This window comes from Nostoc sp. T09, assembly GCF_002154695.1.
Classification (GTDB): domain Bacteria; phylum Cyanobacteriota; class Cyanobacteriia; order Cyanobacteriales; family Nostocaceae; genus Aulosira.
On record NZ_MTAV01000078.1, the window covers coordinates 79,896 to 96,392 of the forward strand.

At 41.2% G+C, this 16,497-nt stretch carries 10 protein-coding genes, 1 other RNA gene and 1 pseudogene; 6 read left to right on the plus strand and 6 right to left on the minus strand.

Going from position 1 to position 16,497, the window contains the following annotated elements; genetic code table 11:
* Positions 1-118 precede the first annotated feature (118 nt).
* A complete protein-coding gene (tmk, locus tag BV372_RS16705; RefSeq protein ID WP_086687659.1) occupies positions 119-703 on the minus strand; it encodes a dTMP kinase in 585 nt (194 codons plus the stop codon).
* 103 nt (positions 704-806) lie between these two features.
* The gene (ltrA, locus tag BV372_RS16710; RefSeq protein WP_086687620.1) at positions 807-2,522 is read right to left on the minus strand and encodes a group II intron reverse transcriptase/maturase; all 1,716 of its coding nucleotides are present in this window, start codon (positions 2,520-2,522) and stop codon (positions 807-809) included.
* A gap of 756 nt (positions 2,523-3,278) precedes the next feature.
* Between ltrA and BV372_RS16715 the strand changes: the two genes are divergently transcribed.
* Positions 3,279-6,047 carry an ATP-binding protein gene (locus BV372_RS16715; RefSeq protein WP_086687621.1) on the plus strand — a complete coding sequence of 923 codons (2,769 nt, stop codon included), beginning with the start codon at positions 3,279-3,281 and terminating at the stop codon, positions 6,045-6,047.
* Positions 6,048-6,122: 75 nt separating this feature from the next.
* Here BV372_RS16715 and argS read toward each other — a convergent pair whose 3' ends face one another.
* Positions 6,123-7,889 (minus strand): arginine--tRNA ligase, encoded by a 1,767-nt coding sequence (gene argS / locus BV372_RS16720; protein ID WP_086687622.1) that lies wholly within the window; start codon positions 7,887-7,889, stop codon positions 6,123-6,125.
* A 112-nt stretch (positions 7,890-8,001) separates the two neighbouring features.
* Between argS and BV372_RS16725 the strand changes: the two genes are divergently transcribed.
* On the plus strand, positions 8,002-8,709 hold the full coding sequence (locus BV372_RS16725) for a Uma2 family endonuclease (protein WP_086687623.1): 708 nt from the start codon (positions 8,002-8,004) through the stop codon (positions 8,707-8,709).
* Between the two features lie 98 nt (positions 8,710-8,807).
* Here the strand turns inward: BV372_RS16725 and BV372_RS16730 are convergent, their stop codons facing one another.
* Complete coding sequence (locus BV372_RS16730; protein ID WP_086687624.1) at positions 8,808-9,401, minus strand: macro domain-containing protein; 594 nt, start codon at positions 9,399-9,401, stop codon at positions 8,808-8,810.
* A 79-nt stretch (positions 9,402-9,480) separates the two neighbouring features.
* Between BV372_RS16730 and BV372_RS16735 the strand changes: the two are divergent.
* Positions 9,481-9,735, plus strand: a pseudogene (locus BV372_RS16735) (element excision factor XisH family protein); the annotation flags it as partial.
* A complete protein-coding gene (locus BV372_RS16740) occupies positions 9,690-10,022 on the plus strand; it encodes a XisI protein (protein WP_086687626.1) in 333 nt (110 codons plus the stop codon). The pseudogene BV372_RS16735 and the gene BV372_RS16740, both read left to right, overlap by 46 nt.
* Positions 10,023-10,089: 67 nt before the next feature.
* On the opposite strand, the gene ssrA is transcribed toward BV372_RS16740, so the two are convergent.
* Positions 10,090-10,478, minus strand: a transfer-messenger RNA (tmRNA) gene (gene ssrA / locus BV372_RS16745).
* Positions 10,479-11,252: 774 nt separating this feature from the next.
* Here ssrA and BV372_RS16755 point away from each other — a divergent pair.
* Entirely contained in the window at positions 11,253-12,494 is a 1,242-nt protein-coding gene (locus BV372_RS16755) for an NB-ARC domain-containing protein (protein WP_179198121.1), read from the plus strand.
* Positions 12,495-12,617: 123 nt separating this feature from the next.
* Positions 12,618-15,206: a bifunctional serine/threonine-protein kinase/ABC transporter substrate-binding protein gene (locus BV372_RS16760; RefSeq protein ID WP_086687629.1), complete on the plus strand. Its 2,589-nt coding sequence runs from the start codon at positions 12,618-12,620 to the stop codon at positions 15,204-15,206.
* A gap of 172 nt (positions 15,207-15,378) precedes the next feature.
* Here BV372_RS16760 and BV372_RS16765 read toward each other — a convergent pair whose 3' ends face one another.
* Positions 15,379-16,326, minus strand: coding sequence for a F0F1 ATP synthase subunit gamma (locus BV372_RS16765; RefSeq protein WP_086687630.1), 948 nt, complete (start codon positions 16,324-16,326; stop codon positions 15,379-15,381).
* Between the last annotated feature and the right edge of the window lie 171 nt (positions 16,327-16,497).

A 16,497-nucleotide genomic window follows, 5' to 3' on the forward strand; every position in this document is an offset into this window, starting at 1 on the left:
GAAAATACAGCTATTCAGTTACCAGAATATACTTTAAGATGGTCATACTATATCAACCACACAGTAATACTTATGCATCCTGTGTAAAATTAAAAATATTACTATGCTACGAGTTGATCTAAAAGGCAAGCCAAGATTGGAGGCGATCGCGCAAGTTTGCCTGAATTATCTGGTGTACAGCTTCCTTGCTCAAACTTCCATCTATCCGGATAATGCGTTGTGGATATAATGCAGCTAACTCTACATATCCTTGCTGTACTCGGTGATGAAAGGCGATAGTTTCTTGTTCGATGCGGTCAAATACTTGCTCATCTCCGCGTTTGCGAGCCAGTCCCACTTCCACATCGACATCTAGCCAGAGAGTTAGGTCACTTTCTAAACCACCAGTAGCAATATAATTTAGTTGCTTAATTAAACTCATGTCCAAACCCCGACCATAACCTTGGTAGGCAATAGTAGATTCAGTGTAGCGATCGCATAAGATATATTTCCCTTTTGCTAAATTTGGCCTAAGTTCTTGTTCAACGTGTTGCGCTCGGTCAGCAGCATATAACAATATTTCTGTCAACTCTGCAATTGGTTTGTTATCCGCTTTTTCCAGCAATAAGCGACGAATATCCAAACCTAATTCTGTTCCCCCCGGTTCACGAGTGATTACCACAGAAATACCTAGACTTTGTAACCACTGGGCACAAAGCTTCATTTGGCTAGTATTAAACTCAATGAAATTGTCACCAATTCCATTGGTCTTCAAAACCGGACGTGAAACTTTCGCTTCATCCGGCTCCTCAGTGACTTGGCGTTTGTCATACGTACCTCAGATTACCATCGTTGGCTGTCTTTGTGTCGTGGCAATGTCTGTGTAGAAGTTGACAATTGTTGTAATCATCCTTTCCACCTTGCGATTTCGGGATAATATGGTCAATTTCCAGCACATCGTTTTCGCGGAAGTATAATTCGCAGTGGGCGCATTTCCCTTTTTGCTTTTTCAGGAGTTTTGTTATCCTGATGGGCATTTCTGGGTTGTTTCCCATTCTTGTACTCCAGTAAACTAGGTTTCCATCGTAAGGAGATGCTTCGCCTTGAGCTTTAACATGACGGACAATTGGGGTAGTATCATGTCTGAGTAGGCGACAATATTCCTCTCCCTTTTTGGTAGCGAAAACCCAGCTAAAGCTGCCTATGGGTAGCCAATATTTTTTAAGTACCCATTCCGCACTTTTCTTCGGATGTCGGCGGTTTGCCCAAGCTCTCAGTTTCAGGTACATGAGGTTGTCAATATCCGCGTAAGTGTCCTTACTTACTACGGTCGCATAGTAATTAGCCCATCCCCTAATAATCGGGTTTAGTTTATTAATCAGTGCCTCTTGAGGTGCTGATTTATGGCTTTCAATGATACTAGCGATTCGGTCATAATGTACCTTTTGCTTTTCCTTGCTTGGGGTAATGATTGTTTTATAGCCAAGTTTTGAGTGTGTTTTTCCTACGGTGAATTGCCGTATGTTGAAACCAAGAAAGTCGAATCCTGGTTCTTCTCCCTGATACTTGTTGAGAGTATGGGTGAGTCTCGTTTTGCTTGGCTTTAATTCCAAACCCATGTCATGTAACCATTCCGAGATAATTTCTCGACATCTTTGGACTACGGTTATGTCTTCATGAAGAATCACGAAGTCATCGGCGTAGCGAATTAGGCTCAGGGAGTTTCTTTTGTCCCTTTTGCTTTGTTGCCGTCCGTAGGTATTTTTCATATCTAGCGTTTCGGCAAATTGTTTAATTCGCTCTTCCATCCCGTGGAGGGCTATATTTGCCAATAATGGAGAAATTACTCCCCCTTGTGGCGTTCCCTCAGATGTTGGAAACAACTGCTCCGAGTCTATTACACCCGCCTTTAACCATGCCCGGATTTGTCGGCGTAGGTTAGGGAAGGTATTTAATTTTTTCAGCAGCGCTTTATGGTTAATACGGTCGAAGCATTTGGCAATGTCAGCATCCAAGACAAACTTGGGTTTTTGCTTAATTGACCCGAAAATTGCTTCCACAGCATCATGACACGAGCGCCCTGGTCTAAACCCGTATGAGTTAGGTTCAAATCGCGCTTCCCATTCTGGCTCAAGAGCCATCTTGACAAGTGCTTGCAAGGCGCGGTCGTTCATTGTAGGTATTCCCAAAGGTCGTTTTTCGTCTTTACCAGGTTTTGGAATCCATACTCGTCTGGTAGGTTTGACCTTTGTACCCAGTTGTATTTTTTCAATTAGCTCCAGACGTTGCTTTGGGGTCAGTGATTTAACACCATCCACACCTGCCGTCTTTTTGCCTTGATTATCCTGGGTAACTCTACGAACCGCTAAAGCCTTGGCGTACCAGGACTTCATTAACAGCTTTTGGAGTCTGCGAAATGTTTTTACATCACCACGCTTCGAGGCTTGATAAATTCTCTTTTGGAGCTTATACACCCGACGCTCTAGCTTTCGCCAGTTAATCTTGTGCCATTCCACCGTAGTCTTTAAACTCGTCTTAGACATTTTAACCCTTTAGTTGAGACTTTATCTTCCAAATCACCGTGAATCTGTCTGCATATCCTGGGCATTACCCCAGGCTTTCGCTTCTGACTCAATCTTTCCTGCTCGTAGTATCCGGTTAGCACCTACTCAGGACATCGACCTTCCTGAGAACATACGAGAGGTTACTTCGTTCCGAATGACCATACTATGTACCTTTAGAGTGACGCTATTCGCCGGGTTTATCGGAAGTGCAAGTTGGTCGAGGCAAAAACCGCCAACTCCTTATCCTTTGCCTTTTGGCTTCAGCGTATCAGCCTTATTTCGCTGATTAGGTCTAACGACGATTCAAACACGTCTTCAAGCTGTTGCTTTACTCATGGGTACTTTGCTCGGCGGGTACTGAGGGATTGGGCTTTCAGTACTTTCGCTTTTCATCCCCGCTTCAGGCGTTGATGGCTAGTCTCGAACCTGGGGGAAGTGCTTTCACCGCTGCACCTGCGGGGTAGGACTTACACCTACATGGTCATTCAGTTGTCAAGGTTCAGAACCTTGCGGCTAATCCTCCAAGCCCTTACGGGTTGTGGTTTCTAGCCAACGAATCGCACTTTACCGCAGCCTTCCACTCCTTCAAACACAATTAATTTGCCATCCATGCTTTGTTAATTTTGCTACTACTGACTTTTAAGAACATGCTTTATTAGGCTACCAGGTATGTTGATCGATCCTACAGAGTGGGAACTCTAACTAGTATGGTTGACAGACTTAAGACCGCTACTTATGCCCCATTCTGATAGTGCAACTTTGCATCAATTACCATTTCGGGATTTGCCACGAAGCTTGAGTTCTTGGGAAACTTGGGCTTTTGGGCTAACATCCCATCTTGCCTGGACATCAGTGGTGCCGGCAGTTCATGCTGCTTTGGGAACGCAAGCTATTTTTGTTTGGGTTCCAGCTGTGATTGTTGGGATGCTGCTGAATTATCAGATGAAGCATTTAGGTAGAAATTTAGTTGATGTAGCTGGAGGAACTCCTAACTATACCACTCAACTTTGGCAACGCCATCCATTGATTGCCCGCTATGCAGCAATTGGATATCTCCTAGGTTGGCTTTCCTTTCTCTCGGTCAATGCTGTTGTACTCACAGATATTATCAAAGTCAATCTTGAAGCATTAAGTATTAACTGTCCAGAGGCAATTCTCAAAATTAGCTTTATATTACTGCCTTTTATTGTTGCTTTCAGTGGTACAAGAGCTTTAAGTATTCTGCATTTGTTTTTTGCTATTCCCGCCTTCATTTTGCTATTTACCTTCTGTCTGCAAGGTTTAGGATTTTTAGCATTCTCTAGCCATAGCCCTGGTTTTTTTCCTAGTCAATGGTCATCTTTTAGTTTTATTGACTGTGCAAAATGGTTCTATTTTGTGAGCTATACAACTTATAGTTGTGAAACTGCTACCTCTTTTGTAGCTGATAGTCGCGATCCGCATAAAACTCTTAGCTTTCTAAACATAGCTGCTTGGTTAATGCCACCTGTGTTTGTGGGTGGTTCTTGGGTAATTATGCGTTTAGCAACTTCCCCAGATCTCAGTGACAATGCTTTTTTGAATTTTGTTGCAGCTTCTACACCTTTTTGGGGAAATTTTGCCCCAGCGATCGCCACTTTTTTGCTAGCAGGTTCCTGTTTATTAGGTTCGGCAACAACAGTTTCTAATAGTCCCCGCATCATCTATCAGTTAGCTATAGACAAACACTTAGCACCAGTGTTTTCTGTCGTGTCACGTCGCGGAGTCTTTGGTTCATCTTTGGCTCTCAGCCTGATTTTGGGCATGATTTATTTTATTTGGGGAGATGTAGCTCACATCGTTGCAGCTGCAAATTCTGCTTGGTTTATATCATTCATGCTGCTGCATTTAGGTTTATGGCGACAACGAGCTAAGTTGGATATAGTGCTTCCCCGTCTGACTTTGGGTATCTTTTTCCTAGAGATAGTAATCTTATTAGTCGGAGCCTATGCTTGGGGTTGGAAAGATTTTTTTACCGGATTATTAGCTCCCTTTATTGTATTAGCAATCGATGCCTTAGTGCGCTACATTGCTATTGCTATTTTTCGCCCTAGTTGGTGGTTTAAGCTATATCAATTACGGCGGACAAATCAATTCCAAGATTCTGTGATGCTACAAGTGAGTATCCTGATTTTTCTTTTGTGCAATGCTGTTTTAGTTGGCTGCTTATTTGGTTGGCAGTTGAATAAAGTTGCTACCACTAATTTTGGCAATTTGGTTGTAGTTTTGCTGATGACAGTAGCATTTGTTGGGGTAGCGATCGCCTGTTGGACAAGTTTACCTCAGGTAGTTGCGATCGCAGAAGCACGAGAAGCTGCCGAACACTTATTTACTGTGGCCCAAGATGGCATTTTAGCAGTGGACGATCGGGGTATTATCCTACAAGCTAATCCAGCAACTGAATCTTTTTTTAGCGTCAACCGATTGGAATTGCGGGGCAATCATCTTAATAAATGGTTCCCAGAATTAGCCTACTACCCAGAACAGTGGACAACACGCAGCGAACAGACACTACTGTACAAAGGTCACGTTAGGACTCTAGAATTTTCGATTTCAGACCGACCCCATCAAGATTTTCGGGAATATGTTGTTATTCTCCACGACATTACTGAGCGCAAACAAGCAGAGGAGATATTAAGACACTCAGAAGCACAGTTAAAAGAAGAAGCAAAGCAGTTAGCATCCCAACTAGTGCAAAGTGAAAAGATGTCTAGTTTGGGTCAGTTAGTAGCTGGAGTAGCACACGAAATCAATAATCCAGTTAACTTTATTCATGGCAATCTTACTCCAGCCAATGAATATATTGAAGATTTACTTAGACTACTGCAACTATACCAACAACACTATCCCGATCCAGTCCCAGAAATCCAAGAGGAAGCAGAGGCAATTGACTTAAATTTTTTAATGACAGACCTGCCAAATTTATTAACTTCTATGAAAGTAGGAGCTAAACGAATTACAGAAATTGTACTGTCTCTGCGAAACTTTTCTCGCTTGGATGAGGCAGAAATGAAAGCAGTAAATATTCATCAAGGTATCGACAGTACTTTGATGATTCTGGAACATCGCCTCAAGGCTACAACTAACAGTCCAGAAATTGCAGTTATCAAAGAATACGGCAATCTCCCTTTGATAGAATGCTATGCTGGACAACTCAATCAAGTATTGATGAATATTCTGGTGAATGCCATTGATGCTTTAGAAGAAGCAAAAATCAATCATCCTCAGATTCATATTGCAACTAAAGTTATAGAGAATAAACATCTAATTATTGGCATTACCGATAATGGTATTGGTATTCCAGAAAATTTACAACAGCGATTATTTGAACCATTTTTTACTACTAAACCAATTGGTAAAGGTACTGGTTTAGGTTTATCTATTAGTTACCAGATTATTACAGAAAAACATCGAGGAAAAATCAAATGTTTTTCTACTCCTGGTAATGGTACAGAATTTGTGATTGAAATTCCTCTACATCAATGAAAAGATAAAAAGCGATCACACTTTAATTCTGCCTTTTTATAGCATTGGCGATCGCTTTCTCATAAATCCCAACTTCTACATTCTTTCTAGTACCTGAATTCCCAACAGGGATAAACCTAACTTGAGGGTTCTAGCAGTCAGATCGCATAGAACTAGGCGAGATGTCCGCAGAGGTTCCTCCGCACTTAACACCGGAACACCGCGATCGCGATCGTAAAACTGATTAAACTTTTTACTCAGCTCGTACAAATACTCGCATAAACGATTAGGCATTAAGTCTTGCTCTACAGTACTAATAACTTCATCGAGTTGCAGTAAATATTTTGCCAGTGCTAATTCTGTTTCATGTTGCAACAGAACTTTGGCGTTATCTCCCAACTCATCAAAGTTGATACCACCTTTGCGGCTAATTCCATGAATCCGTGCATAAGCATACAGCATATAAGGTGCCGTATTGCCTTTGAGATCGAGCATTTTGTTGTAGCTGAAAATGTAGTTACTGGTGCGGTTTTGGCTTAAGTCAGCATATTTAACTGCACTGATACCAACTACCTCAGCAACTTTATTAATGAATTCTTCAGTTTCTTCGCGTTCTTCTTCTTTTAATCTAGCCTCTAATTCTGCACGGGTATGAGAAATTGCTTCATCTAACAAATCTCTTAACCGGACTGTATCTCCGGAACGTGTTTTGAATTTCTTACCGTCTTCTCCTAGCACCAAACCAAAAGGTACATGAACCAATTCCACATCATCGGGAATCCATCCGGCTTTACGTGCTACCTGAAAGAATTGGGCAAAGTGGTTTGATTGTCCAGCATCCGTTACATAAATTATCCGCTTCGCTTCATCTTTTTGAATCCGGTAGCGTAAGGCGGCTAAATCTGTTGTCGCGTAGTTATAACCACCATCAGATTTTTGCACAATTAAAGGTAGAGGTTCACCTTCTCTATTGGTAAATCCTTCCAAGAATACACACTTCGCTCCTTGATTTTCTACCAGTAACCCAGATTTTTCTAAATCTTCCACAATTCCTGGTAGTAAGGGGTTGTAGAAAGATTCGCCACGTTCTGTTACCTTAACATCCAGCAAGTCATAAATTACCTGAAACTCCTGCCTTGACTGTTCGCACAGCAGTTTCCAAGCATGGATTGTATCTTGTGCACCTGCTTGTAATCTGACAACTTCTTGCCGTGCTGTCTCTTGGAATGCTTCATCTGCATCAAACCGCTGTTTCGCTTTACGGTAAAAAGTCACTAAATCGCCAATATCTAAAGCATTAGCAGTGGTAAGTGCTTCTGGGTAAACTTCCCGCAAGTAGGCGATTAACATCCCAAATTGAGTACCCCAATCACCCACATGGTTTAACCGCAAAACATCATGTCCCAGAAATTCCAAAATCCGGGCAATGGAATCACCAATAATAGTTGAGCGCAGATGCCCAACGTGCATTTCCTTAGCAATATTCGGACTGGAAAAATCTACAACTTCTCGCTGTGGTGTTTTTGCCGTTAGCACACCTAATCTGGAATCTGCTTGAATAGCGTTTAATTGTGCTTCCAAGTATGCAGTTTTCAGTTTCAGATTGATAAACCCAGGCCCGGCTATCTCTGGCGGTTCACAGATTTCTGATACATCTAGTTTATCAGCGATCGCAGCTGCAATCTGCCTTGGTTGCTTTCCTAATCTTTTACTCAGGGATAAAGCCACATTCGCCTGATAATCACCAAACTTAGGATTGCTAGCAGGAACCAAAATCGGATCTACTCCAGCATACTCAGCGCCAAACGCAGCCACCAAGGCCTGTTCAAATTTATGTTTTAGTTGTTCTTGTGTAGCGTTCATATATAAATGTTATCTGTAACAGGCGTAATGTGACTGTTGAGAGGTGGATATTCTCAGAAGCTTGATTATTTTAACCTTAAAATATAATCATCTAATCCAACTCAAGACTGTCATGGCACAGTACAACCCCCTTGACTGTCTGCCATCTTCGGCAGAACTTCCCGACTCTGACGATACCCCAGTGGATAACGAACTGCAAAACCTTATCCCTAATTTATTAGAAGCGATTTTGGCTTTAGCATGGAATGAGCGTGCTGACTGGTTTTTTGGTGTAGATATGGGCATTTATTATGCACCATTACAACCGCCATTAGTACCAGATGGATTTCTCAGCTTAGGAGTAGAACGCTTTGTCGAAGAAGAGGGGCGCTTAAGTTATGTACTTTGGGAAGAGGCGGGTACTGTTCCTATCTTAGCCCTAGAAGTCGTCTCGAAAACTTATGGTGGTGAGTACGAACAGAAAAAGATTGATTACGCCCAACTAGGAATTTTGTATTATGCAATTTATGTACCTAGTCGCAGATATCGCCGTAAAAGAGAACCTTTAGAAGTCTATCGCTTAGTTGATGGTAACTATATTTTACAACCAGGCTCACGGGTGTGGATGCCAGAAATTGGTTTAGCAATAGGGCGAGAACGCGGTACTTACTTGGGACGAACGCGAGAGTGGTTATACTGGTACGACCAGGAGGGGCGGAAATTACTGACACCAGAGGAATTGGTGCAACAAGAAAGAGAACGCGCACAACAAGAAAGAGAACGCGCTGATAGACTGGCGCAAAAGCTGCGGGATTTGGGAATTAACCCAGAAGATATTTAGGGAATTGCAGAGTGCGTAGACACAAAGTCGCTTGTCCTAGACATCGCATTTTCTCCCATTTAATTGTTATATCGTTACAAGAAAACAGAGTTAGTAGCTTAACACCTTCCTTCCCAAATCAAAAGTTGTCTTGAAGCTGCAACAAAGCAGTTGAGATGCTTAGGTGGGTAAAGAAAATGATCGTAGGCTAATGCCATGTGTCTAGCAGCCTCACTATATAGTACTCTACCGATTCCTGTACCTAAGCCAGGACAAGCAATGCTACTAATCTTGTACTGTGAGTGTTGGTTATGTTGGCGCACAGACAAAAGCATCGCCCACATCGCTACATAAGGAATGTCTGTCCCAATAATAGACATAGGAACTCGCATTGTCGGTGTGTGAGCCAAATACGGGTGCAATGGATGACCAGTCTCTACAATCATTGATGTTCCTACTGGCTGTTCACCTAAATACTTAACAAGTATGTTTTGCTGGACTTTTTCCATCAAGGAACTACCAAAATAATTGATAATGGCAGCATCCAACCCACCGTCCATCATGCCAAATGAATTACCAGGGCTAACTAAACAGTCATAGTTAGTTAGCCACTCAAAGTAGTCATTAACGATTTCAACATTAGGTAAATAATAGAAATGTTCTTGAAATGCTGCTGCTAATGATGAATCGGGCGCTACTAATATCAGTTTCAAGCTTTATTCCTCCGCTTGAATACTTATTGTACACTCATTCATTTTTCAACAATCATAAAGAACCGTTTTTGTCGGGCTATCAAAAATTACAGAATTTTACGCAGCTTTGGGACAGTTCATAGCATATAGAGGAGCCTTACGCACCCAAGAACCACAACGAGTTTTGTATCTAGCAGTCTCCAGTGATATTTACGATCGCTTTTTTGTCACTCCATTTATTCAGGGACTTGCTGAGCAAAACCATCTTTGGTTGTTAATTTACGATATTGATGGGGAGGTGATTGAACGATGGCTACCATTGATAAATACCGAAAACATATCCAAAACCTGCTAACCGAACACGCCAAACTGGTGTGGGACGAACGTATTCAAGGCCAAACTATTTTCGATACCGAACACGACCATTACCAACTAGTGTACGTTGGTTGGCGCGGCTCAAAGCGAATGTATGGTACTGTCCTTCACCTCGACATCACTAATGGCAAAATCTGGGTTCAGCAAGATGGAGCGGAGGTTGGCATTGCAAATCAATTGGTTGAACTGGGTGTTCCTAAACAGGACATCGTTTTGGGCTTTGACCCTCCAAAGATGCGGCATTACACTGACTTTGCAGTAGGCTGATAACAGCTTACTTAAAAACAAAATCCACCTTGATATCAAATTATCAGGTGGACTTGTTCAATATTTTTAGTGGATCCGAGCAGAGTCGAACTGCTGTCCAAATTGGGTATTGACCCTCCGCTCATTCACAGGTTTAGCCTATCTGACCCTCAAGGCGGGAATCGTTCATTATCCCGAACGTAGGATGCTCTGATTAAGTCTTTTCTAGCAAGCCAACCAGAGAACACTTGCTAAAGCATCCGTTGGGGTTTGTCCTTAGCCCTTAACGGAGTCGGACTAAAGACGCTCGAACCTATAAGAGGCGTTTAGGCAGCTACTAGAGCTTCCCGACGAGCAAATTTAACGATGTTATTCGCATTTACTTTTGTTTTGAGCCTTGGATTTCCGAGAGGAGACTCACTCTCGACCTGAATCACAGAGCAGCGTTCGCCAACCTGTCGAAACCGTGACGGACCCATGTGCTTCATACTCCAATTATAATACGCCGTTTTTAAAATGTGTGTTAAGACAAAAAATTTTGAGCAACGTAATGTCCATAAGCTCATACAAGCGATTAGACATGAGCGATCGCTGTCGACTACAGATTTGTACATCCCAAAGCTGAATATTTTCATTTTCGCTGTCACTGGGCAAGTAATGTCCCATAGCGCTTACTAAAACTACAGAAACAGTCCTGCCCCAAAGTAACTCAACTATTTAGCCATTGTGTCTAACGGAATTTTGCAAGCCTCCTTCTTAAGTTGAAAGTTCAAAGGAGATGAAGGATAAGACTTGAAGTTTACAGATGCTCCGCAGTCAGATGATGCAACTATAGACAAGGCGTACAGTCCTACTAGCCCACCGAGAATAATGCTAACAACAACAATAGGCGAAGTTTCTTTGAAAGTTTTTCCTAGACTACTTCTGGCTCTTGAGGCAAGTGAAGCTCTTAGCTTCTTAGTCTTTGGCTGCTCATGAGAGTTCGTCTGTTTAGAGTTGGTTTTGTTAGTCATACTGACCTCATAGTTTGTTGGGAAGTAAGAGGCAGCTTGGTTATTTTTTAGACCACCAAGTTGTTTCTACTTTTATGGAACACTAGTGCTGTTTCAATAACTAGCCCATAACTAGTTCTACTTTTAGGTCGCTGCGTTCCAAGCCTCAAACGTCCTCCAGATACTTGAGGCACTCTCTCTATGGTCGATTCTAGTTAGGTATAATAACCTCAAACTGTGATATTTAAAACGTATGGGCATGAAGGCATCTGACGAAGGCAAGCGTAAAATTAAAGTTGCCCTTGAAAAGAAAAAATTGAAGCCTCTAGCTAAAGAAACTTTGCAAAAAGTGACATTAGAGCTTCACATATCAGAAACCACTTGGAAAGCTTTTGTATATGCAGAACGTCTTCTTGGCAATGAAACCTTTAAGCGATGTTGTGAGTTATTGGATTTGAATTGGGTAGAAATTGTTGATTCCTTACAAACATCTAAATATAACTGGAATTCAGCCCCGTCACCTGAGCCTAACTTTTATGGGCGTGATAGGGAACTAGCAATATTGAAACAATCGGTATTGAGTGATCGCTACCGTTGGGTGATTCTTTATGGTTTTGGTGGAATTGGTAAAACTCAATTAGCAGTGAAATTGGGAGCACAGGTGCAGAATCAATTTGACAGATTGATTTGGCAAAAGCTATCTTATACCACTCCTAAAGACAAGTTATTGACTGATTTACTTGAGCGCTTATCGTTAGATAATGCTCAAATAACGAGCAATTTAGTGGAAGGGTTTTTAGAAGAGTTAAAACGGCAACGGATATTAATAATTCTGGATGAACAAGACTTATACGAAGAAGGAAAGCATACTGATGGAAATCGAGACAGCTACAAAGACTATTGTAATTTTTTGCATCAGTTAAGCTTGGAACGTCATGAAAGTTGTATTGTATTGACTAGCCGTGAAAGACCTGAAAATATTGGTGCAGCAGCAAGTTTAATAAAAGCTTATGAGATTAAAGAATTAGATGTTGATGCAGGTTGCAATATTTTAAAATATATCGAACTTCCAAAGGATCTTACATTTAATGAACAAACTGGAAGTGAGTTAGTACAGAGATATGGTGGAAATCCTTTGGCGCTAAAACTGGTAGCTTTTTTGATTCATGATTCATTTGATGGCAATGTGCGAGAGTTCCTCAATAAACATGAAAGGAGCCTAGTTGTACCAGATGGCATTGAGATTATACTTAAATCGCTGACTAAAACCTTAAGTAAATTTGAAAAAAACATTTTGCAATACATAGCAAAAGCATCTGATTCAGTTTCTCTTGATGAACTGTATGAAAATTTGCCTACTGAAATGTATTATTCTGACCTTTCAAAGGTGTTGCAAACACTAAAGGGGCGATCGCTAATAATAGGAGATTCCGAAGGAAATGAAGTTTTTTGTACGTTGCAACCAATGGTAAGGAAGTTTGTACAGCGACAACTGACATAGTATTCTAGTTGAAGCTTAGTGTTAGTTGGGTAGAGCAACTACATCCTTAAGTCTTATATTTTGAGTTTTTATGGCAAAATAAAGCATTTTTGCTTAAATAATCTTACTTCGCAGATCAAATCTATGACTTACTGCATAAATCCGTGGTGTCCTGTCGATGATCGTCGGCTCAATCCAGAAAATGCCTCTTCATGCCAGTATTGCGGAACCAATTTGGTAATTAACAATCGCTACCACTTACTCGAACCGTTAAGGTCGCTTTCTGTGGATGATAACTATCAGATATTTAAAATTATCGATATTACTAATAATGAACAAAGTGTCTTGAAAACTCAGATAGTACGTGGGGGTGATGTTGACAAACTATTTAATCGAGAAATTCAATTACTACTGAATTTGGATAATCCTGCTGTTCCTAGAGGAAAAGATAGTTTTTCTGTGATGATTCTCAATCCTGAACGCCGTGAAATTCGCTGTTTAGTGATGGAATACATTCAAGGAGAAGACCTAGAGAGATGGATAACCAATAATGGAAAAATAGGCTCTGATTTATCATCTAGAGAAGCTAAGGTCAAAACGTTGGATTGGCTATACCAATTAACAAATATCTTGAGTTCGATTCACAAGAGAAATGTCATCCATCGAGATATTAAACCCTCTAATATAATGCTGAGATTGAATGGTGGAAATGGTAAAGAACTTGCAATAATTGATTTTGGCATAGCTAAACGTTCCATTCCTGCCGCTAATCAACCAACTTCGACAACACTTGTAGGAGGGTCTCGGGGTTACACTCCTCCAGAAATACACAAGGGTCAGCCTGTTCCCAAATCAGATTTTTTTGCTCTAGGAAGAACCTTTGTTTATCTTCTAACGAGAAAGCACCCTCGTGACTACGGAGACAATCTACAAGCCTGGAGGAAAGATACTGTATTTTCTGATTCTGGAATTATTCAGTTAATTAATGACCTGATGAAAGAAAGGCATGAAGAACGACCTGAATCAACAGAAATAATTCAAAGAATTGAAAAAATTCGTGCTAAGGAATTGCAACCAATTACTTTCTTTCCCCCATATTACCTTTGGCTTCGTGAAATTCTAACTGTAATTGGTGCAGTTGTAGTACTGGGTTTAGCATTTTATGGACTCTTTTCATTAATATCAGGAATTCTAGATCCAACAAATACTGTGCGTGATGTTTCAGCAAGCCCCAATCCATCCCCTACCAAATCAACCTCTTCCCCTCCACTATGGTCTGCTCAAAAACTAATTAGTGCTGGAGAAAAGCCGCTTTATGAGGAAAGCCGCCCACTTAGCGGTGATTATGCACAGTTAAAGGATAAGGGAATTAATGCATTTAAAAGTGACAATTATCTTAATGCTGAAAAATTTTTCACTAACCTTCGCAAAAATGCAAAGCAAAATAAGGAATTTACAGCACTCACAGATCCCGAAGTCCTGATTTTCTTAAATAACGCTATAGCAAGGCAGCAGAGAAAAAACGGAGGGCCGATACATACTATTGCTGTTGCTATTCCCATAACTCATAGAAATCAAGCCGGAAAAGACGTATGGTTTCATCAAGGGCAACAAATTCTAATGGGTGTGTCTCAGGCACAAACTAAAGCGATCGAACAAGGAATCAACCTGGAAGTCGTGATTGCAAATGATCGCAACCTTCATGGCCAAGCAGTATCCGTTGCAAAAGAACTGACTCAAATGAATGTTCAAGGTCGATCCATTCTTGCTGTGATTGGTCACTACACTAGCGATGTTACTTGTAATGCACTAAAAGAAGTCTATGCTAACGCAGGCATAATTGTAATTTCCCCAAGTAGTACAAAGACTGACCTACGAAAAACTTGTGGTGGTGGTGCATTCTTCAGAACAGCTTCTTCCACCAAGATAGAAGCGCAAGCCTTGGCTAATTATGTATCAAATTTGAAAGAAAGTGGTGAAATACGAGAGCCGAAAATTGCTGCTTTCTATAATTTAAAAGCCGACTTCAGTAAAGATCTATTTAAGCAATTCCAGTTAGAAATACAACCAAAGGGCATAAAGATACCTTCTGAATCTCAAATTGACTTAGCTGATGACAAGTTTAATGCCGATACAGCACTACATAAGGTCAGCAGTGCGAATATACTTGTCCTATTTCCTGATGGTGCTACGGATACTGATACTGCCTATAAAAATGCTCTTAAGGTGCTTAGAGAAAGTAATGTAAATACAATAAAGAAAATTCTAGGATCAAATCCTCTCTTACAGCTAGAAACTATCACTGGTCAAGTCAAAAAATTGGAAAATAAATTAGTACTTGCGACGGATTGGCATTGGGAATGTGGTAGAGAGAGATTTCGTACCGATGCGACAGGAAAATGGGGCGGAGCTGTGAATCGACTCACCGCTTTATCGTATGAAGCTGTGACGGTCTTGCATACTGCTTTGAAGAACTCGTCGTCAGAGTCAGAGTCAGTATCAAGAGAAACTCTTCGCAAGGCAGTCGATAATCTTTCCCCAGTTCCAAGTGATGTGTTTGATGATAACCTGGGCATCAAAACAATTAGTTTTGATAAAGAGACGGGCGATCGCAAGGAAATCAGCAAGCGGATATTAGTGACTCCGTATTCAGAGACTCAGAATACAAATGTTCAAGATCAAAATCAACAAGAAAAATTTCAATTGCTTGTTAATCAGAAATGTTACCAATGAGTATCGCCAATTACTTCCCAACCATCTAGAGTAATGTTAGCAGTGCGATTTATAAAATCGAGTGTTACAGAATTAAATAAACATTTTTAGAATAAATACTAAAAATAGCCAATTGCTAATTTGAAAACAACTAGCAATTGGCTATTTATCACAACTAACAATTGACAATTCCCTAAGTTAATGCTTCAGCACCACCAACAACTTCTAGAAGTTCTTGGGTAATTGCAGCTTGTCGAGCTTTGTTGTAAGACAACGATAGGGTTCTAATCAATTCACCTGCGTTGTCGCTGGCGTTGTTCATCGCAGTCATCCGTGCTGCTAGTTCACTAGCCGCTGATTCTTGCAGTGCCCGTAATAGCTGGTTGCTCAAATATAGGGGCAATAAAGAATCGAGAATTTGTATAGGATCTTGCTCAAAAATCATGTCGCGGGCTAAAGGACGGGCTTGAGTAGTCACTTTTTGCCGTTCTACTTCAAATTGACCACCACGAGTTGTCAAGCGGAAGATTTCGTCATCTGCTGCTTCTAAACCTTGAGGATCGAGAGGAAGCAGAGTTTGCACCACTGGACGGGAGCTCACCAAGGAGACGAATCTGGTATATATTAACTCAATTCGGTCTACACTTTCTGACAGAAACAAAGAAAGCAATTCATCAGCAATTTTGTTAGCTTCTGCTGCTGTAGGAATTTGTTCTAAGCCACTGTAGGTAGCATCGATTGGTTGATTGCGGCGTTGAAAATATTGGATAGACTTGCGTCCCACCAACACAAATTTGTAATCTACACCTTCGGCTTGGAGTTCCTTAGCACGATTTTCGGCGCGACGGATGACGTTAGTATTGTAACCGCCACATAAACCGCGATCGCCTGCAATCACCAACAGCCCTACTGACTTCACCTCCCGCTTTCTCAGCAGGGGTAAGTTGGCTTCTTCAAACCGCAAACGGGTTTGTAGACCGTATAAAACTTGTGCTAAACGATCCGCAAATGGTCGCGTTGCTAGTACTTGCTCTTGCGCCCGGCGTACTCTCGCCGCAGCTACCAGCCGCATGGCTTCTGTGATTTTTTTGGTATTTTTGACCGACTGAATGCGATCGCGTATTGCTTTGAGATTGGCCATATTCTTGAGTCCTGAGTCCTGAGTTCTGAGTTCCGAGTGGTAGAAAGTGCTGAGTACTAAGCTTTATCGGAATTAAAATTGAGAGAACTCGCAAACTTTATGCTCATGTCTGTTCACTCTTAACTCCTTTAGTTACTCAGCACTCAGCACCCAGCAACGCCAGTTGCTTTA